This window comes from Campylobacter blaseri, from assembly GCF_013201895.1.
GTDB lineage: Bacteria > Campylobacterota > Campylobacteria > Campylobacterales > Campylobacteraceae > Campylobacter_B > Campylobacter_B blaseri.
Map to the genome: position 1 here is coordinate 248731 of NZ_CP053841.1, position 21124 is coordinate 269854.

The 21124-nt window shown below is 30.5% G+C and carries 17 protein-coding genes and 1 tRNA gene; 8 read left to right on the top strand and 10 right to left on the bottom strand.

Features of this window, described 5'->3' with window-relative positions:
* Position 1: 1 nt before the first annotated feature.
* The 5 genes from CBLAS_RS01325 to CBLAS_RS01345 form a co-directional block, all read right to left on the bottom strand.
* Positions 2 to 676, bottom strand: a complete 675-nt coding sequence (locus CBLAS_RS01325) for a cytochrome c3 family protein (RefSeq protein ID WP_106870956.1) — start codon at positions 674 to 676, stop codon at positions 2 to 4.
* Positions 673 to 1098, bottom strand: a complete 426-nt coding sequence (locus CBLAS_RS01330; protein ID WP_106870958.1) for a cytochrome c3 family protein — start codon at positions 1096 to 1098, stop codon at positions 673 to 675. Before CBLAS_RS01330 ends, CBLAS_RS01325 begins: the two co-directional genes overlap by 4 nt.
* 71 nt (positions 1099 to 1169) lie before the next feature.
* Positions 1170 to 2702, bottom strand: a complete 1533-nt coding sequence (locus CBLAS_RS01335) for a flavocytochrome c (protein ID WP_106870960.1) — start codon at positions 2700 to 2702, stop codon at positions 1170 to 1172.
* A gap of 206 nt (positions 2703 to 2908) precedes the next feature.
* Positions 2909 to 4450 (bottom strand): flavocytochrome c, encoded by a 1542-nt coding sequence (locus CBLAS_RS01340; protein WP_106870962.1) that lies wholly within the window; start codon positions 4448 to 4450, stop codon positions 2909 to 2911.
* Between the two features lie 25 nt (positions 4451 to 4475).
* Positions 4476 to 6011, bottom strand: coding sequence for a flavocytochrome c (locus tag CBLAS_RS01345; RefSeq protein WP_106870964.1), 1536 nt, complete (start codon positions 6009 to 6011; stop codon positions 4476 to 4478).
* 161 nt (positions 6012 to 6172) lie between these two features.
* Here CBLAS_RS01345 and CBLAS_RS01350 point away from each other — a divergent pair, with 161 nt between their 5' ends.
* Complete coding sequence (locus CBLAS_RS01350; RefSeq protein ID WP_106870966.1) at positions 6173 to 7063, top strand: LysR family transcriptional regulator; 891 nt, start codon at positions 6173 to 6175, stop codon at positions 7061 to 7063.
* A 53-nt stretch (positions 7064 to 7116) separates the two neighbouring features.
* Here the strand turns inward: CBLAS_RS01350 and CBLAS_RS01355 are convergent, their stop codons facing one another.
* From CBLAS_RS01355 to mraY, 5 genes are all read right to left on the bottom strand, one after another.
* Positions 7117 to 9927 carry a TonB-dependent receptor plug domain-containing protein gene (locus CBLAS_RS01355; protein ID WP_106870968.1) on the bottom strand — a complete coding sequence of 937 codons (2811 nt, stop codon included), beginning with the start codon at positions 9925 to 9927 and terminating at the stop codon, positions 7117 to 7119.
* Positions 9928 to 10124: 197 nt separating this feature from the next.
* The gene (locus CBLAS_RS01360; RefSeq protein WP_106870969.1) at positions 10125 to 11669 is read right to left on the bottom strand and encodes a flavocytochrome c; all 1545 of its coding nucleotides are present in this window, start codon (positions 11667 to 11669) and stop codon (positions 10125 to 10127) included.
* A 694-nt stretch (positions 11670 to 12363) separates the two neighbouring features.
* Positions 12364 to 12439, bottom strand: a tRNA-Phe gene (locus CBLAS_RS01365).
* A 58-nt stretch (positions 12440 to 12497) separates the two neighbouring features.
* Positions 12498 to 13697, bottom strand: a complete 1200-nt coding sequence (gene murD / locus CBLAS_RS01370; protein ID WP_106870971.1) for a UDP-N-acetylmuramoyl-L-alanine--D-glutamate ligase — start codon at positions 13695 to 13697, stop codon at positions 12498 to 12500.
* A 15-nt stretch (positions 13698 to 13712) separates the two neighbouring features.
* Positions 13713 to 14777 carry a phospho-N-acetylmuramoyl-pentapeptide-transferase gene (gene mraY / locus CBLAS_RS01375; RefSeq protein ID WP_106870974.1) on the bottom strand — a complete coding sequence of 355 codons (1065 nt, stop codon included), beginning with the start codon at positions 14775 to 14777 and terminating at the stop codon, positions 13713 to 13715.
* 71 nt (positions 14778 to 14848) lie between these two features.
* Between mraY and gpmI the strand changes: the two genes are divergently transcribed.
* The 7 genes from gpmI to CBLAS_RS01410 all read left to right on the top strand — a co-directional run bounded on the left by gpmI (position 14849) and on the right by CBLAS_RS01410 (position 21052).
* On the top strand, positions 14849 to 16312 hold the full coding sequence (gpmI, locus tag CBLAS_RS01380) for a 2,3-bisphosphoglycerate-independent phosphoglycerate mutase (protein WP_106870976.1): 1464 nt from the start codon (positions 14849 to 14851) through the stop codon (positions 16310 to 16312).
* Between the two features lie 57 nt (positions 16313 to 16369).
* Positions 16370 to 17113: a 3-oxoacyl-ACP reductase FabG gene (gene fabG, locus CBLAS_RS01385; RefSeq protein WP_106870978.1), complete on the top strand. Its 744-nt coding sequence runs from the start codon at positions 16370 to 16372 to the stop codon at positions 17111 to 17113.
* Positions 17114 to 17242: 129 nt separating this feature from the next.
* Positions 17243 to 17470, top strand: a complete 228-nt coding sequence (acpP, locus tag CBLAS_RS01390) for an acyl carrier protein (protein ID WP_106870980.1) — start codon at positions 17243 to 17245, stop codon at positions 17468 to 17470.
* Between the two features lie 28 nt (positions 17471 to 17498).
* Positions 17499 to 18716, top strand: a complete 1218-nt coding sequence (locus CBLAS_RS01395; RefSeq protein ID WP_106870982.1) for a beta-ketoacyl-ACP synthase II — start codon at positions 17499 to 17501, stop codon at positions 18714 to 18716.
* Positions 18717 to 18718: 2 nt separating this feature from the next.
* Entirely contained in the window at positions 18719 to 19657 is a 939-nt protein-coding gene (gene accA / locus CBLAS_RS01400; RefSeq protein ID WP_106870984.1) for an acetyl-CoA carboxylase carboxyl transferase subunit alpha, read from the top strand.
* Positions 19658 to 19815: 158 nt separating this feature from the next.
* On the top strand, positions 19816 to 20121 hold the full coding sequence (locus CBLAS_RS01405) for a c-type cytochrome (protein ID WP_106870986.1): 306 nt from the start codon (positions 19816 to 19818) through the stop codon (positions 20119 to 20121).
* Between the two features lie 142 nt (positions 20122 to 20263).
* Positions 20264 to 21052 (top strand): class I SAM-dependent methyltransferase, encoded by a 789-nt coding sequence (locus CBLAS_RS01410; RefSeq protein ID WP_106870988.1) that lies wholly within the window; start codon positions 20264 to 20266, stop codon positions 21050 to 21052.
* The last annotated feature ends 72 nt before the right edge of the window (positions 21053 to 21124 follow it).

Genomic DNA, 21124 nt, shown 5'->3' on the forward strand with positions numbered 1-21124 from the left:
ATTATTTAGAGCTATTTTCGTCGCTACTATTTGTATCTTTTTTAGAGCTTTTTTTAACAGATGGAACATAACTATCTTTAAAATAATTTCTTCTTAGCTCCTCTTTTTTTTCATAAGCTTTATCCTCGTAGATAGGGTATTTTGGATCCCAATAATTAAGCATATTATTAAGCCCCATATGTCCTACTTCAACGTGGCAACTAGCACAACCAATCTCATCTTTTGTATTCAAAAGTTTTTTATAGTGTGCATGCATTTTTTTTGCTTTGTCTGTTAATAGTGCATTGTCAAAAACATTTGTATGACAGTGCAAACAACCATCATCAAAGACGAAATCTTTTCTTCTTGCTCTATTTTCATGCCAGTTTATATTTTCAACATCTTCAAAGAAGTGAATATAGCCTTCAACTACTCCATTTCTAGCTTTAGCATATATATAATTGATTATATTATCATGCGGCAAGTGGCAATCCACGCATCTAGCTCTCACACCAGTTTTGCCTTTTCCGCTGTGAACATCATCATTGTATGCTATTACCATAGGATCCATTTCATGACAAACAACACAAAATCTCTCATCACTAGTAAGTTCTAGTCCATAATAGACTCCCAAAGAAGCAACTAGCCCAAAAACTCCACCAATTACAAAAATTAGAAATATTATACGCTTTTTCATGGTGTTACTCCCATCCATCTTGGAACTTCATGTTCGTGGCATTCTAAACACATATTTGTTGATTTTTTGTGTTCATAGTGGCACTCATCACAATATAAAGTTGGACCATCGTGAACTGAGTTATGAGGATTTGCCTTTAGCATATCCATATATTGTAATCTCTTTGCAACACGTTTTTTATCGCCATGACAGGAAATGCAACCTTTGTCTCCGATATTTTTAAATTTAAAAGGGTCATTTCCTTGATTTTCATGACAATCAAAACAGGATAGCCCAATTTGTGAGTGATGGGCTTTAATAGGGTATTTTTGTTCCATCTCTTTTGTGATTTCTACTTGCGTAGTATTGTTGTCATTAGAAATTGAAAATGTAAATATAAGCATACAGGACATGAAAATTAGTATTAATTTATCTGTTTTCATATAAAACCTTTAAATTTACAACAATTTTTAGAAGTCTTAGGCATTTTAGACCTAAGACATTCAACCTAGTTTTAGAAATTTTCACCAGCTATCATACCAAATGTTAAACAATCAGCAATAGCCATACTTCCTAATCTAACTGCACCATGAACACCACCAGTAATCTCACCAGCTGCGTAAAGTCCAGGAATTGGCTTATTTGTATCAGCAGAAATAACCTCAGCTTTTGGAGTAATGTTTACACCGCCCATTGTATGGTGAACCTTTGGAATTACACGAGATACATAAAAAGGTGCAACAGAAAAATCATAACCTTTTGTTATATCTTTTGATAGATTTTTACCAAATTCTGGATCTTTTTCATCTTTTACATATTGATTATAGTTTGCAACAGTCTTTTTAAACTCATCAAGTGGCATATTGTATTCTTTTGCTATGTCTTCTAAGCTATCAAATTTTTTAACAATACCAACTTTTTGAACTTTTTCTAGCTTTTCAGGAAGCATTTCAGCTGCAGCTTTGCTATCACACATACTTAAAAGATAAACTCCATCTTCATTTTTTGATTTAAACTCATAATCAGCTTGAATTTTTCTATTTGCTAACTCGTTTCCATATCTTTTACCAGTTTTTGGGCTTACAATAATTCCAAATCTAAAACTTTCGTGAGTAAATGCAGATGAAACACCATAACCTTTTTCATCAGGGCTTGATAGTGGTAAGCTTTGTATCCAGCTAACCTGAACAGGTTCAGCACCAACTTTAAGAGCCTCAAGTAAAACTCCAGCAGTTGCACCAGGGTGATTTGTAGAGTCCAAATCATCAGCAATTCTTGGATCTTGAGCTTTTCTAAAATGTTTATCTCTACTAAACCCACCACTTGCTAAAACTACACCTTTTTTAGCTTTTATAAATTTAGTTGTTCCGCTTGTGTTTTCTTTGTCATCATTTTGTGCATCTTTGTCAAATTGATACTCATCTCTAACTTCAACCCCAATAACTTTGCCACTTTCATCAGTTATAATGTGATCTAATTTACATTTTCTTCTAAGTTCACAACCATCAATATCTTGGAAGAACTTTGACATTGGTCTAATTATTCCAGCACCGCTATCGCTTTCAGCCAAAGCACCTCTTGGAACACTATGACCTCCGTGAAGTTTTAGCATGATGTATTTTGCACCGCAATCTTTAGTAAGTTGGTAAGCATCCCTTACTCTATCTGCCAATGTTTCTACTAGTTCTGGGTGATTTAGTCCACCACCAGCTTTTAAAATATCTTTTATATAAAGCTCTTTACTGTCTTTTATGCCCTCTTTTTCTTGGAAATCGTTTCCCCAAACACCGAAAACTCCACCATTTATAACTGAGTTTCCGCCAACTCTTCCCATTTTTTCAATAATTAAAACCTTATTACCTTTTTTAGCAGCTGTTACGCCAGCAGAAAGTCCAGCAAAACCAGAACCAACAACTACAACATCCCACTCTTCATCAAATTTAACATCTTTAGCCTCTTTGGCATTTGCATTTACACTACTTAATGCCAAAGTTCCAGCACCAATCATGCTCATTTTAAGCATATCTCTTCTTGACATATTTGCCATTTAAGTTCTCCTTAAAAAGTTTTATTAAAATTAAAAATTAATATAAAAATTTAATTTTCGTTAAATAATAAAATATTTTCTTTAATTAGTCAAATAGATAAAAATTATAAATTTATAGATAAAAACTATAATTATTTGTATTTTAAAAAACTAAATTTTGAACTAAATTTACACATAACGGAGAGAATTATCTCTCCGAAATAGTGTTATATATTCTCACCAGCAATCATACCAAATGTTAAGCAATCAGCAATCGCAACAGATCCTAATCTGCTAGCTCCATGAACACCACCTGTAATTTCACCAGCTGCAAAAAGTCCTTCAATTGGTTTTTTAGTCATAGTTGAGATAACTCTCGCTTTTGTATCTATAAGTAGTCCACCCATTGTGTGGTGAAGTTTTGGAACTCCTCTTTCAGCGTAAAATGGTGGTTTTGATATAGTTATATCATTTACAACTGTTTTATCAAGCGGTTTTCCAAATTCAACATCTTTTTCATTTTTTACATATTCATTGTATTTAGCAACTGTCTCTTTAAACTCTTTTACAGGGATATTATAGTTTTTAGCTAAATCATCTAAAGTATCAAATTTTTTAAGTATTCCAGCCTCTAATGGTTTTTCTAAGTGGTTAGGAAGTAGGTTTTTAACAGCTTCAGAATCACAAATATTTATAGGATAGTTTTTGTCAGTTCCTATAACTCTAAACATTGCATCAGCTCTTGTTTTTCTGTCAGCTAGTTCGTTCATATATCTTTTACCAGTTTTTGGATTTACTGAAATTCCATATCTAAAGCTTGCGTTTACATTATACATTGAACCAACTCCAAAACCTTTTTCGTCAGGGCATGCCCATGGGCCAAATTGTATCCAAGAAACTTGAACAGGGGTTGCACCAATTTGGAATGCTTTTAGTAAAACTCCAGCAGTTGCACCTGGGTGGTTTGTGCTATCTGTATCAGGACCAAGTCTTGGGTCTTGTTGTTGCCTAAAGAAGACATCACGACAAAATCCACCAGCTGCTAAGACAATACCTTTTTTAGCTTTTATATATTTTACTTCTCCAGTTGTGTTTTCATCATCATCGCTTAGCAATTTTGAGTCAAATTTGTATCCTTCTCTAACTTTTAAACCAACAACTCTTCCACTATCTGAAAGTATAAACTCGTCAAATTTAGTTCTAGTTCTAAGCTCAACGCCATCCATTTTTTTGAAGTAATCAACCATTGGGTGAACTATACCTGAACCACTACCATTTGCTGTTGAAAATGTTCTTGGAACCGAGTGTCCACCAGCAATTTCAAGTCTGTCGCGGTATTGTGCACCACACTCTAAAGTTAGCTTATAAACATCGTTTGCTCTGTTTGCTATTTGAGTTAGCAAATCAACATGGTTTATATTTAAACCAGCTTTCATGCAATCAGCTATAAATCTCTCATTTGAGTCTTCAATTCCCTCTTTTTTTTGAAGGTCATTATTTGGAACAGCAAAAATTCCACCATTTATAACTGAGTTTCCACCAATTCTTCCCATTTTTTCAAGGATTAAAACTTTGTTGCCTCTTTTTGCAGCAGTTATACCAGCAGAAAGTCCAGCAAAACCAGAGCCTATGATAACTACATCCCACTCCTCATCAAATTTGACTGCCTTTTCATTTTCTGCAGCATTTGCATTTACACTACTTAATGCCAAAGCACCAGCACCTACTACACTCATTTTAAGCATATCTCTTCTTGAAATATTTGCCATTTCTAACTCCTTAAAAAATTAAAATTTAAATATTTTCACCAGCTATCATTCCAAAAGTTAAACAATCAAGTATTGCACAACTTCCTAATCTGCTAGCACCGTGAGTTCCACCAGTCACTTCTCCTGCGGCATAAAATCCAGGGATTGGATTGTCATTGATATCCAAAACTTGAGCTTTTGTATTAATCTTAACTCCTCCCATAGTATGGTGAAGTTTTGGCGTTCCGCGCATAGCATAAAATGGTGGCTTTGAAATATTTACGCCTTTAGTCGTAGCTAGACTAAGAGGTTTACCAAAATCTAAATCTTTTTGATTCTTAACAAATTCATTATATTTTTTAACTGTTTCTAAAAAATCAGCTTTAGGAATATTGTAAAATTCAGCTAATTCTTCAAGAGTATTAAATTGTTTTAAAATACCAGTTTTTAAAGGTTTGTTTATTCTCTCTGGATCTGTATGTTGCAAGACTTGAGAATCGCATAAATTTATAGGATAATTTTTATCGTCCCCAATGACCTTAAACATTGCATCTGAACGAATTTTACGATCTGCTAACTCATTCATATACCGTTTGCCTGTTTTTGGATTTACTGAAATTCCAAATCTAAAACTAGCACCCGAATTAAATTTTGTACCTACACCGAAACCAGGTTCATCAGGACAAGCCCAAGGACCAAATTGAATCCAAGATAAATGAACTGGTGCAGCACCTATCTTTAAAGCACTAATAAGCCCACCAGCTGTTGCTCCGGGATGATTAGTTGTATCAGTGTTTACACCAAGTCTTGGATCTTGAAGTTGCCTAAAAAATAAATCATTGCAAAAACCACCACTAGCTAAAATAACACCTTTTTTTGCTTTTATAAATTTTATTTCTCCGCTAGTATTCTCATTATCATCATCAATTAGCTTTTGATCAAATTTGTAATTTTCTTTAACTTTTACGCCAACTACTTTATTTGTTTCTAAAATAAAATCATCAAATTTGGTTCGCTTACGTATTTCAGTATTAGGAATTTTCTCAAATGCAGCGACCATTGGATGAACTATGCCTGAACCACTACCATTTTTAGTATTTATAGTTCTAGGAACACTGTGTCCTCCTAAATGTGATAATTTATCATAGTATTCAGTTCCGCACTCAAGAGTTAAATTAAAAGTATCTTTTGCTCTTTCAGCAATAGTTTGTAGTAATTCTAAATGGTTTATATTTAAACCAGCTTTTAAACAATCATTAATAAAAAGTTCATCAGAATCTTTGACTCCCTCTTTCTTTTGCAATGGATTATTGGGAACTGCAAATCCACCGCCATTTATGACAGAATTTCCACCAACTCTTCCCATTTTTTCTAAAACTAATACTTTGTTGCCTCTTTTTGCTGCAGTAACACCAGCCGCAAGTCCAGCAAAACCAGAGCCTATGATAACTACATCCCATTCTTCATCAAATTTTATATCTTTTTCATTTTCTGAGGCATTAGCATTTACGCTACTTAAAGCTAAGCTACTGGCACCAACTATGCTCATTTTAAGCATATCTCTTCTTGATATATTTGCCATAATACACTCCTTGTAAAAAAATTATTAAATTTTTTAGTTAATATAATATTTTAATATTCTATTAAAATAATAAACTTTTTTTTGTTATAAGTCAAATAGTTTTAATTTATAATTTAATAGTTTTTAACTATAATACAGACATATATTATCAAAGGATAATTATGAATACTAGACAGATGGAGTTCGCTGTAGAGGTTGCTAAAGAGAAAAGTTTTACAGTGGCTGCACATAATCTAAAAGTAACGCAACCATCTTTATCGCAAACAATTTTAAATTTAGAAAATGAACTTGGTGTCCAAATTTTTGATAGAAAACATAATTTAGCGCTAACTTATGCTGGTGAAATTTATATTTCAAAAGCAAAGGTTATTTTAAATTTGCAAAAAAATTTAAAAGATGAGATAAGTGAGCTGGTGTGCAATAAAAAAACTTTAAAAATAGCATTTTCTCAAATAGGATATGCATTTACTTATAAAGATATAATTAATTTTTGTAAAAGATTTCCTAAAATTAATGTTAAAATAGTTCAACTAAATTCTTCTATTGCAATCAAAAGAGCTATTCTTAATTCATATATTGATTTTGGAATTTTCACATTACCTATTGAAACAGATGAAATTTCTTATGAAATTATTAAAAAAGAGAAAACATATTTAGCAGTTTCATTAAATCATAAATTATCCAAAAAATTTCAAAATTCTAATGAAAAATATCCTAAAATAAAATTAAGTAGTTTAAAAAAAGAAAAATTTATACTTCCAAGAGATTCTCAAAGAACTAGAGGATTGATTGATAAGATATTTTTAAAAAATAATTTTAAACCAAAAATATCATGCGAAGTAGAATCATTTAGCATAGCTATACAAATGGTTATTTCAGGTCTTGGAATTTGTTTTATTAACTCTCAATTTATCACAGAAGATATAAAAAATAGCATAAAACTTTTTGATATAGACGAACCAGATTTAGATAAAACTTTGGTTTTAGCATATAAAAAAGATAAAAAATTATCAAAGATTTTTTTTGAGCTTTTGGATATAATTAAATCATAAATTTAAACTTTTAATTCCCTCTTTGCTAAGCTAAAGAAGGAATTGTAAATTTATTAAAATTTATAAGAAAAACTTAGTTTGAAAGTTCTTCCACGAGCAAAGTTATTTTGGAAAAATTCTACATTTTTATCACTACCACCCGCTGTTTGAATTCCTACTATATATTGAGAAGCTGAATCGTTATTTGCATCAAGTGGGTTTACATATTTTTCATCTGTTAAGTTATCAATCGCTAATTTTATCATAAGATTTTTATTAGGCTCATAAATAGCATATAAATCATAAATAATTGGTTGGCTTTCTACTTCTTCATATTCTGCTATTTCACCAACTCTTTTATATTGATTTCCTGTAGTGTTGCCATATTTATCTTTTATTCTTGGACATTGAGGTGGTCTATATGTTACTATACCTGATATAGGGTTAACATCTTTTTTGCTAATTGCCCTAATTCCACCTTCACACATTACAACAGTTTCATATTTACTTCTTTTACTTTTGCCATAGTATTTAATTACAGTACCTAGTGTGAGCTTTTGATCAAATAATCTAGTTCCAAGTTCAATTGAACCATAGCTATTAGGTAGAATTGTTACTTTTGTTAATCCAAAGCTTTGAGCATCTGCTTGTTCAGAAGTTGGACTTTGTGCAGTTCTTGATATATCACTATAAGAGGCTGGCTGATTAGTTTTTTGTCTTGCGTAGGCTATATTTGCAAAAAATGTTCCCATGTCGTAGCTAAATTCTGCCTCGAAACCTTTTATAGTTACTAGTTGATCATAATTTCTATGATATATAGTTTTAACATATGCACTATCTCCATCTGACAGTTTTATTCCTATATTTCTGTAATCAGAAGCATTGTGTATGAAATTATTAATTTTTGTCTTATATCCTGTAAATTTATAGCCAATTTTATCATTGTCTGTAAAAGCTCCTTCTAAAAAACCATTAAAGCCTATCTGTTTAGTTTTCGCTGTTTCTGGTTTAAGCCCTAAATTTACCCCAGCATCTCCTAAGCTTGAAAAAAACATTTCTTGTATAGTAGGAGCTCTATGAGTTTTAGAATATCCTATAAAAGGTATAAAATAATCATTTATATTTGCTGTCAACATCATAGAGTAGTTTACAAAGTTATTTTTTACCTCATTATAATGATCTGTTACATTTATAACGGGGGCTTTCCATTCATTGTTTGAAAAATCCCAATGTTTATTTAGCTCATTAATTCTTTTTTGAACATTGTTTAATTGTTCATTTAAATTTTTTATTATTTCGGGTGATGTTGCATCATCAAGCTCATCTTTTAAAAAATCTTTTGTATCATTTAAACCTTCCCACCTGTTTTCTAAATCATCTTCGCTTAAAAATGTAGTTTTAAAACTTTCTCCTCTATTTTTGTATCTAACTAAATTTATATTATAATCAAGTGTAAACATATTCCATTTAAGTTGATTATCCAAATAAAGAGTTTTAAATTTTTGATTACCCTGTGGAAAAAAGGAGTTTGTAGGCAAAGAAGCATTTATTTTTTCCTCTTCAGTAAAAACATTTTTGTTAATTTCGCCATTTGGAACTAAACAATTATCACTTTCCTCATCTTCTTCACAAATTTTATAAATTCTTAATTCGTCGGGATAACGATTTCTTGAATATTTATTTTCTAGACGATTAACACCAGTAGTTATATTTAAAGTTGTATCAAAAGGAAAATTAAACTCAAAAGTATTACTTATATCAAATATGGTTGATTTATTATACCCTTTCAAGGGTTTTATAATAGTTCTGTTTATTATACTAGAACCAATATCATAGTTTTGTGAATTTTCATTTTTTGAATATAATAAATTTAAATTCATAAAATTGTTATCAGGTATAGAAAAATTATAATTAATCTGTTTGGTATCATTTTCTATACTACGACCTGCTAAGTGATTAGTTCCTTTTCTGTATTGAAGTTCTAAAATATTATAATCATCACCATATTCGATTTTAAAAATATGGTTTTCTGGTTTTTGTTTAACTTTTTCAGGATCGAAAGGAACTACATTATATTTTCTAACTTCATTGTCTATGCAATCTTGATCACCGCTTCTACAAAACCATCCACCCGCACCTGCAATTTTATCTATTAGGTGATTAACTTTTTTATCCATTCGTTCTTTATGTGTTTCTCCACCACCTATTTTGTAATTTTGAGTTATAGTTTTTCGGCTATATCCATATAAAACTCCAAGCCAGCCACCATAATCAAAAATACTCTTTCCTGCAAGTGCAACCATATATTCAGGTTTCATATCATTATTTCCATTTTGGTATCTTATCATACCGCCTATATTTCTATCAAATCTTAAGATATCATCTACGCCGATAGTTTTAAAATTTGCTGAGCCCATTAATGCATTTGAGCCACCGGCTCCTTTAAAAGAACCTCTATTTATCTCAACACTAGTTAAAAAAGCAGGGTCAATAGATGCACCAAATTGTGAACCAGCACCGCCTTTTCCACCAGTGTCACCACCACTACTATAAAATGTCTGAGTTACCCCATCAACCATTGTATTTACTCTACCAAAACCAGTACCACCTCTTATATTTACACTAACCGCACCAGAGGCTTTGTTCATCTGCGTAAAAGTTCCAGGAGCTGAACGGATAACGGCATCTAAGTCTTTGTCTTGTTTATTTATCTCATCTCGTATACTTACAGCCCCACTTTTCATATAAGCTTTGTCTTTCTCTTTAAATTTTTGGCCAACAACTTCTGTTGCTTCAAGTATTACACTTTCATCTTTTGCTTGAACAACTGACATAATATTGCATAACAAAACAATAGCTAGTTCGATTTTGATTAAGTTTTTCAAAAATATTCCTTAGAAATTTATTTAAAAAAATTATTATATAATATGCATATTTAAATGAATATTAAATTAATATTCATTATCGATATATTAACTAATATTATGATTTTATAAACATAGTAAATAGGATTATTTGTAAAAAAAAACATTAGTGTATTTAATTAAAATAGCCTAAAGATGAGGCATATGCCTCATCAAAATTAAATATTTTCACCAGCAATCATTCCAAAAATAATACAATCAGTTATAGCAACAGAACCAAGCCTACTTGCACCATGAGTTCCACCAGTTATCTCGCCAGCTGCATATAGACCTTCTATTGGTTTTCCGGTTTTTGAAGATAACACCTCAGCCTTTTCGTTGATTTTTAAACCACCCATTGTGTGGTGAGGTTTTGGAGAAAGGCGGATTACATAGTATGGACCATTTTCTTTAAATAGTTCGCCTTTTAGTTGATCAACTGGTTTGCCAAATTCATCATTACCAGCCTTGATACCTTCGTTATATTTTTTCACACTCTCTTTTAAACCATCTAGTGGAACACCATATTTACTTGCTATTTCATCTAGGCTTTGGCATACCCCAACAAGTTTATCGTTTGAAAGAGCTTTTTTAACAACATCAGGATTTATTAATCTAAATGAATCTTCATAACCTATTGCGATAGGATAGGCATTTGGAGCTTCTTTTAAAATTTTAAACTCAGCATCAGCTCTTGTTTTTCTATCGGCTAGTTCATTCATAAAGCGTTTTCCATTTCTAACATCAACAGCAAAACCAAATTTAAACATACCTTCTTGAGTTAAAAGCGGTGCCATACCAAAACCTTTTTCATCAGGAGAAGCCCAAGGACCAAATTGAATCCAAGATACTTGAACAGGATAAGCACCTAAATCAAAGGCTTTTAGTAAAACCCCAGCTGTTGCTCCAGCATGGTTTGTGCTATCAACATCATCAGGAATTCTTGGGTCTTGTAGTTTTCTGTAAATTCTATCTCTGCAAAATCCACCACTTGCTAAAACTACACCTTTCTTAGCCTTGATTATTTTCTTTTCTCCACTTGTATTTTCAAGGTCATCACTATAAAGATTATCATCAAACCTATAATTTTCTCTAATAGCAACTCCAACTACACGACCATTATTATTAACTATAAAATCATCAAATTTAGCTCTTCTTCTAAGCTCACAATTTTCTATTTTTTGAAATTGTTCAACCATTGGATGAATATATCCTGAACCTGAGTGATTTTTTGTAGTTAGAGTTCTAGGAACACTGTGTCCACCAAAGTGTGCTACAACATTCTCATCAAAAACAACACCCTCTTCAACTAAAAATTTATATGCGTCATTGCCTCTTTTTGCTAGAGTTTCTAAAAGCTCTGGGTGATTTAGTCCAAGACCAGCTTTTAGACAATCTTGCATAAATAGTTCTTTACTATCTTTAATGCCCTGTTTTTCTTGAACTGGGTTATTTGGAAGTGACATTGCTCCGCCATTTATAACGGAGTTTCCACCAATTCTTCCCATTTTTTCAAGGATTAAAACTCTGTTTCCTTTTTTTGCTGTTGTTAAACCTGCTGCAAGTCCAGCAAAGCCAGAACCAACAACTACAACATCCCACTCTTCATCAAATTTAACATCTTTTTCGTTTGCGGCAGCAGTCGCATTTATGCTACTTAATGCTAAAGTTCCAGCGCCAACTACGCCCATTTTAAGAATGTTTCGTCTTGATATGTTTGCCATAGCATTCTCCTTTAAAATTATTAATTTAAACAAATAATAAAATATTTTAAATATAAGTCAAATAGGTTTTTATTATAATTTTATATTGTTTAATTAATAAAGTTATTATAATTTTTAAAATAAATTTACTCTTACAAAGATTAGATTTGCTTTGTTATTTAAGTCATTTAATGGTTTGTTTGCAGATATTATCGTTATTTATTTTGACTTTTATTGTATTTGTATTAAAGTTGTTGTATAAGTTTAAAATTATATTTGAACAATTTTTCTATGGTTGTTATCCTTGAAATTTATATCAAAAAATTTAATATTTTCTTTATGCAATATTTATTAAAAATCATCTACGGAATTAAATTTTTAAACTTTATATCGTAGTTTATAATTAAGTAAAAATAGTATAGATATTGAAAAATAGTAGGATTTATTTTATATATTTAATTTTATAAAATAACTTTTTAATAATATAAAGATAAAACCAATAAATATTTATTAAGAGTACAAAAGATGAGTAGTAAAAATAATGATTTAGTAATAAATTCAGTAGTAACTTTGGTTATCATCTCTTTATTGTTATTTATAGAAAGGTAAAATATATTATGATAGAGTAAAAAATAAAAAATTTTATATAAAATTAGAACATTAAGATTTCTTAATGTAAATTAAAGCTTGATATTTAAGGGATTTTATAAAGAAATGGTGGTTAGAGGCAGAATCGAACTGCCGACACGCAGATTTTCAGTCTGCTGCTCTACCGACTGAGCTATCCAACCACCCAAAAAGTGAAATATAATTTTATACAAATAAAGCTTAAATATAAGTTAAAATAGTTTAAATATTTATATTTCGAACATATTTTTTAAAATCATTTCCTCTTTCTTCGTATGAGCTAAATTGATCTAGGCTTGCACAAGCAGGACTTAAAAGTGCTATTTCGCCAATTTTTAAGTTATTACTAATTTCTTCAACAGCTATTTTTAGAAATTCGCATCTATAAAATTTGATTTCAAACTCTTTTGATAGCTTTACTATTTTTTCTGTATTTGATCCTATGGCATAAATTATTAAATCTATATTTTTAAAACTTTCAAATAGTGGTTTTAAACAAACACCTTTATCATCTCCACCTAAAATAAGATGAACTTTTTTATCTTTATATCTTCTAACTGCTTGAATTGTGGCGTCTAAATTTGTGGCTTTTGTATCATTTACCCAAATTCTATTAAGACCATCTTTAAATTCTTCAATTCTATTTTTGTCTAGTTTAAAAGTATTTAGTAGCTCCACATCAACTTCATTTATTAGAAGTTTTTGTATGCTTAAAGCCATTAACCCATCAAGTAAAAATGGAACTCTAAAATTTATATCTTCTAGGTTTACATCACAAAATTTAGCCAAATCTTGTTCATTATCATAGTAGATAACATTTGCTTTTGTTTTTATATTTTTATATTTTGCTGAAATTATAGCTGTGCAATTTTTATCCATCATTAAAAGTGGTTTTAGTTTGATTTTTTCATACTCTTCAAAATTTCCATGCCAACTAAGGTGATCAGGAGTTACGGGAAGCAAAGCATACACTTTAGGATATGCAAATTTTGTATAGTGTATAGTAAATGAACTTGTTTCAAGCACCCAAAATTTTGCATTTTTATCTAAATTTCCAAGAGGATCACCAACATTTCCACCCATAACTGACCCAAATTTAGACATTAAATGTTGTATCATTTGAGTGGTAGTTGTTTTACCATTTGTTCCACTTATCCAAACTTTAATAGGTTTTGTATCTTTGAAATAATCATATTCACTAATTAAATTTTTAGCTGATTTTATAATATTTTTATTTGGTAAAAACCCTGGAGTTGTTATCTCAAGTTCACTTTCGTTTGGGTTAAATTTACTTGGTGGTAGTAGATAGTTACCATACTCATCACTTGAAATATCATTAAATTTGTCATCATAAATATCCCAACCACCACTTTTTGCAATTGCTTTTATAGTCTTTCCGTATCCAAAAAGAGATTTTTTCATAAATTTACCTTAAATTTATCTTAATTTAATTGAAGCTAATGCAATTATGTTTGCAATTAGAGCTATTATCCAAAATCTTATTATAATTTTATTCTCAACCCAGCCCTTCAATTCAAAATGGTGATGAATAGGAGCCATTAAAAATATCCTTTTTTTGAAAAATTTAAAACTTCCAACTTGAAGGATTACAGACATGGTTTCAAGCACAAAGACAAATCCTATAAGAATTAGTAAGAACTCATTTTTGCTAATAACAGCGCAGTATCCTATAAAAGCACCAACACTTAAGCTGCCACTATCGCCCATAAAAACTTCAGCCGGATAGCAGTTGTACCACAAAAATCCAAGTAAAGAACCAATTAATGCAGCACATATTATAATAACTTCTCCAATGCCAACAATTTTGGGTAGAAAAAGGTATTCGCTAAAAATAGCATGTCCGCTTAAATAAATAAAAGTAGCCAAACTCATCAATGAAAAAATTGATGGTATAGAAGCAAGCCCATCAAGCCCATCTGTTAAATTTACAGCGTTTGAACTAGCTGTAATTACTATGAGCCAAAAAAGAACAATGAAATACTTTAAATTTATTATAGGATATTTGTAAAAAGGAATATAAATATCCATATTTAAATTTGTAAAAACAAGAAGAAAAATAGCCAAAAACAAAGAGATTAAAATTTGTAATGCAAATTTAGTTTTTGCACTCATACCATCATGATTTTTACCACCTATTATCTTTGCATAATCATCTTTAAATCCTATGTAGGCAAACCCCGCTAAACACATTATTCCACCTATAGCAAAAGGGCTAGCTAAATCTACACATAATATACTTGAAATAACTGCACTTAGAGTAAAAATTATCCCTCCCATTGTTGGAGTTTTGCATTTATTTTGGTGCGATTGTGGTGCTAGTTCATAGATTGGTTGATTAGCTTTTTTATTTCTTGCCCAAGTTATAAATTTAGGCATAAATTTTATTGTTAAAACAAATGCTATGAAAAATGCCAATCCAGCTCTTGAGGTTAAATAACTGAAAATATTAATATTAAAAAATTTATATAAAAAAAAGAACATTTACCACCTTTTAAAAAGTTAAAAGATAATTTTACTATAATATGCTTAGATATTTTTTTAAAAGAGAGAAAATGGCACAAAAAACAATTTTAGTAATAACTGATGGTATAGGTTATAATGAAAATGATAAATTTAATGCTTTTGCAAATGCAAAAAAACCAACTTATAATTGGCTTTTTCAAAACTCAGCAAATTCAATGATAAAAACTTCAGGTTTGGCAGTTGGACTTCCTGAAGGACAAATGGGAAATAGCGAAGTAGGGCATATGAGTATAGGAAGTGGTAGAATTTTATATCAAAATTTAATTAAAATAGACAAAGCTATTAAAAATGATGACTTTAAGAAAAATAGCGATTTAATAAATTTAGTAAAAAAAACTAAAAGGATTCATATTATTGGGCTTTATAGCGATGGTGGAGTTCATTCACATTTAAAACATTTTGACTATTTTTATAAATTTGCAAAAGATTTAGGAAAAGAGGTTTTTGCTCATGCTATAACAGATGGTAGAGATGTGGGTCCAAAAAGTAGTTTGGAGTTCATAAAACATCTTGAAGAAAATGCAAATTTAGCAACTCTTAGTGGCAGATTTTATGCTATGGATAGAGATAAAAGATGGGAGAGGGTAGAAAAGGCTTATAAGGTTATAGTTGATGGAGAAAATCTCCAAAGCAAAAAACCTAGCGAGTATATATTTAATTCATATAAAAATGATATTACAGATGAGTTTATTAAACCTGCTTCTTTTATGGATTTTGGAGGTATACAAGAAGAAGATTGTGTTATTTTTATAAATTTTAGAAATGATAGAGTTAAAGAGATAATAAATGCCTTAAGTAGTGATGAGTTTAGTGAATTTAAAAGAAAAAATATAATTAAAAATATAATTACAATGACAAATTATGATGATAAATTTAATTTTCCAGTATTGATAAAAAATGAAAACATTAAAAATACTCTAAGTGATGTTATAAGCAATGCAGGACTTGCACAACTTCATACAGCAGAAACTGAAAAATATGCACATGTTACTTTTTTCTTTAATGGTGGAAAAGAGGAGCCTGTATTAAATGAAACAAGAGTTTTAGTGCCAAGTCCAAAAGTTAAAACATATGATGAAAAACCTCAAATGAGTGCATATGAAGTTTGTAACGAAGTTATAAGAGGCATTGAAAATGGTGAGGATTTTATCGTTGTAAATTTTGCAAATGGAGATATGGTAGGACATACTGGAAATTATGAAGCATCAATTAAAGCAGTTGAGGTAGTTGATGAGTGTTTAGGGCAAATAGTTAAAAAAGCACAAGAGCACAAATATGCTTATATGCAAATTAGTGATCATGGAAATTGTGAATCTATGAAAGATGAAGATGGTAATATGCTCACAAATCATACAACGTTTGATGTTTTTTGTTTTGTTTTAGCTGATGGAGTAGACAGTATAAAAAATGGACGATTAAGTAATGTTGCTCCAACTATTTTAAAAATAATGGGGCTTGAAATTCCAAAAGAGATGGACGAGGCTCTGTTTTAAAAGATATTAATATTTAAAAGTTATAATAAATTTTATCTTTATAATTAAAGGAAATATATGAAATTTAGTGGAAAAAATGTTTTAATAACAGGTGCAAGTAGAGGAATAGGTGCAAGTATAGCTAAAGTTTTAGCAGATATGGGATTGAAAGTTTGGATAAATTACCGCTCAAAACCTGAAATCGCAGAGTCATTACTTGAAGAGATTAAACAAAATAGTGGCGATGGCGAAATGATTAAATTTGACGCAACGAATGAAGAAGAATTTGTAAATGCTATAAAAGATATAGTTCAAAAAGACGGAGAGCTTAGTTATTTAGTAAATAATGCAGGCATCACAAATGATAAATTAGCAATTCGTATGAAACTAGAAGACTTTACTAGCGTAATTGATGCAAATTTAAACTCTGCTTTTATAGGTTCAAGAGAGGCACTTAAAGTTATGAGTAAAAAGCGTTTTGGTGCTGTTGTAAATATAGCTTCAGTTGTTGGTGAAATGGGTAATATTGGACAAGTTAATTATTCAGCTAGCAAAGGTGGAATGATAGCTATGAGTAAATCTTTTGCAAAAGAGGGTGCTGCAAGAGGGATAAGATTTAATTGTATTACCCCAGGATTTATAAAAACTGAAATGACTGAAAAGCTTAGCGAAGAGATTATAAAAAATTACTCAGAAGCAATACCTTTAAAGAAATTTGGAGAAGCTAGAGATGTTGCAAATGCAGTTGCATTTTTGCTTAGTGATTACTCTTCTTATATAACAGGTGATGTTATAAAGGTTAATGGTGGATTGTATATGTAGATTTTAAAGATAAAATTCTATTTGTTATTTACAAATGAAATTTTATGTTATAATTATTTTTAAGCTTTTCAACTATGTAAAAGCTTAATTTTTGTAAAATTAAAATTATTTTAATAAAGGAGTCCTGAAATGGCGATTTTTGAAGATGTTAAAGAGGTAGTTGTAGAGCAACTAAATGTAAGCCCTGAGGCTATTAAATTGGAGTCAAAAATTGTAGAAGATTTAGGTGCTGACTCACTAGATGTTGTTGAGTTAATTATGGCTTTAGAAGAAAAATTTGAAGTTGAAATTCCAGACAGTGATGCTGAAAAACTAATTAGCATTAAAGATGTTGTAGACTATATAGAAAAATTATAATTTACAATACCTACATTAAGGAGAAAATTTGAAGCGAGTCGTAATTACCGGTATAGGAATGATAAATTCACTTGGTCTTGATAAAGATAGTTCTTTTAAAGCAATTTGCGATGGTAAGACTGGAGTTGATTACATTACACTATTTGATGCTACTGATTTTCCTGTTCAAATAGCAGCAGAAGTAAAAAATTTTGATCCATTTGAAGTGGTGGAAGATGGCAAAGAGGTTAAAAAGATGGATAGGTTTATTCATCTTGGACTTAAAGCTGCCTCTGAAGCTATGGAGGATGCAAATTTTGATAATTTTGATAGCGAAGAATTTGGCGTTAGTTCAGCAGCTGGTATCGGCGGACTTCCAAATATAGAAAAAAACTCAATTGTGTGCGACAAAAGAGGGCCAAGAAGAATATCTCCATTCTTTATACCTTCATCACTTGTAAATATGCTTGGTGGAATTGTTTCCATTGCACATAACTTAAAAGGACCAAATCTTTCTAGTGTTACAGCTTGTGCTGCTTCAACTCATGCAATATGCGAAGCGGTGAAAACTATAAAGGTAGGATGTGCTAAAAAAATGCTAGTTGTGGGGGCTGAGGCGGCAATTTGCGCAACAGGTGTTGGCGGATTTGCTGCTATGAAAGCATTATCAGATAGAAATGATGATCCAAAAACTGCATCAAGGCCTTTTGATAAAGGAAGAAATGGCTTTGTTATGGGTGAGGGTGCTGGTGCTTTGGTTTTAGAAGAGTATGAAGACGCAAAAGCAAGAGGGGCAAAAATTTACGGTGAGATTATTGGCTTTGGAGAGAGTGGAGATGCTTATCATATAACATCACCAACTTTAGATGGTCCACTAAGAGCTATGAAAAAAGCTCTTAAAATGGCTGGTAATCCTAAGATTGATTATGTAAATGCACACGGAACTTCAACTCCTGTTAACGATAGAAATGAAACTAATGCACTTAAAGAAATTTTTGGAAAAGATTCAGTTCCTATTGTTAGTTCTATAAAAGGACAAGTAGGACATTGTTTAGGTGCAGCAGGTGCTATAGAGGCAGTAACATGCTTAATGGCTATGCAAGAAGGAATTATTCCACCAACTATTAATCAGATAGAAAAAGATGAAGAATGTGATTTAGACTATGTAGCTAATGAAAAAAGAAAAGCTGACATACGAATAGTTATGAGCAATTCATTTGGTTTTGGTGGAACTAACGGTTCTATAATATTTAAAAAGTTGGATTAATTATGGCTAGTTATTTGGATTTTGAAAAAGGTATAAAGCAGATTGATGAAGAAATTTCAAGTGCAAAAATCAAAGGCGATGATGATGCAGTTGAAATTTTAGAAAAAAATTTAAAAAAAGAAATTTCAAAAACTTATAAGAATCTTTCAGAATACCAAAGACTGCAATTAGCAAGACATCCTGATAGACCTTACGCACTTGATTATATACGACTTCTAGTTCAAGATGGATATGAAATTCATGGCGATAGAGCTTTTAGGGATGACCCAGCAATTGTTTGTTATATAGGCTATATTGGTAACAAAAAAGCAGTTATTATCGGAGAGCAAAAAGGACGAGGAACCAAGCATAAGTTAAAAAGAAATTTTGGTATGCCAAATCCTGAAGGATATAGAAAAGCTTTAAGAGTTGCAAAATTAGCCGAGAAATTTTCTTTACCTATTTTATTTTTGGTTGATACTCCAGGAGCTTATCCAGGAATTGGTGCAGAAGAAAGAGGTCAAAGCGAAGCTATAGCTAGAAATTTATGCGAGTTAAGTGCTTTAAAAACTCCTATTGTATCCATAGTTATTGGAGAAGGTGGAAGTGGCGGAGCATTAGCAATTGGGGTTGCTGATAAGCTTGCTATGATGCAAAACTCAGTCTTTTCTGTAATTTCACCTGAAGGATGTGCTGCAATTTTATGGAATGATCCTAGCAAAAGTGAATTAGCTACTAAAGCTATGAAGATTACAGCTAGTGAACTTATGGAACATAAACTAATTGATGATGTTATACAAGAGCCAGAAATGGGAGCTCATAGAGATAAAGATGGTGCCATAAAAGCACTAGGAGAATACTTTTTAAAAGAACTTGAGGAGCTTGAAAAATTAAGCATAGATGAACTTTTAGAAAAAAGAATGGATAAAATTTTAAGCATAGGTGCTTTTAAAGAGAGATAAATCATCTAACCCACACCAGTCCAATGGTTAAATTTAGCATTATAAAGCTTAAACAAAAGAGTGTTGGATTAACTTTTGTTTAAAAATAGTTAATATTTTATATGCTATATTATTACATTAGAGATTCTCTAATAAATACTTATAAAAAAGGAAGAAAAATGAAAAAATTTTTAATCGTATCAGTGTTAGCAGGTCTGGCATGTAGTAGCGTTGTAGCTGCAGATGGAGCTACTTTATATAAAAAATGTGTTGCATGTCATGGTGCAAAAGCAGAAAAAAAATATCTTGGTAAAATTCCAGCTTTAAACACTATAGAAGTTGATAAAATGGTAGAAGACATGATGGCTTATAAAGCAGGCAGTAAAAATGATTTTAAAATGGGTGCTGTTATGAAAGGTCAAATGGCTTCAATGAGCGAAGAAGATATGAAAGCAGTGGCTGAACACATTCAGACCCTAAAATAATATTAAAGGAGATTTACATCTCCTTATAGTTATTATCCTGTTCCAAAATAATTTATATTTTATAGCTTACAAATAATTCAAATTTTACTAAAAAAAGCATTTTATGTTATAATATGATAATGATTATTATAAGGAGTATTGTATGAAAGATATAGTCTCTAAAACACTTTTAATACCATTATATTGTAGAGCCTTAGAGGCAAAAAGTAAAAAACCTATTTTAAATGATGAATTTGCTATAAAAATTCTAGAAAATTTCAATGAAGATGAGTTGAAATATCTTAACTACTCATATTTCACAAGAGGTGGCGTTATAGCAAGAGCCTATTTTTTTGATAAGTTAGCAAGAGATTTTATTGAAAAAAATGATTCTCCTGTTATAGTAAATATGGCAGCTGGACTTGATAGTAGAAGTCTTAGAATTTGGAGTAAAAAGGCTAAATTTTTTGATATTGATTTGCCTGAAGTTATTGAGATTAGGAAAAAATACATTGAAGATAAAAGCACATTAATAGCTACAGATATTTTTGATTTTAACTATATTGAACAACTAAGGAAGTTTAAAAATCATCAATTTTGTTTTATATTTGAAGGATTTTTAATGTATTTTGATAAAGAAAGACTTCAAATGCTTTTTAAAACTATAAATGAAAATTTTTCAGGAACTATAATGGGAGATTTTGTTTTTGGAGATTACTGGGCTAAAAATCAAAACAAACATGACGCAATGAAAAACAATAAGGCAAAATTTGCTTTAGGATATAATAGCCTAGAAGAGTTTTTGCAATTTAATTCAAGCTTTAAAATTAAATATAAAAAATATTATCACAGTAAAGAATTTTTAAAGTTTATGGGATATAGAGGGCTTTTGATGAAATTTATGCCTAAAAAAATAAGGAATTCTTTTATGCTTCTAGCTTTTGATTTTTAAAAGTAGCAAGATATCTTAGTTAAATTTATATTAAATATATATAACCCTTAAGAGATTTATTTTATAGGGTTT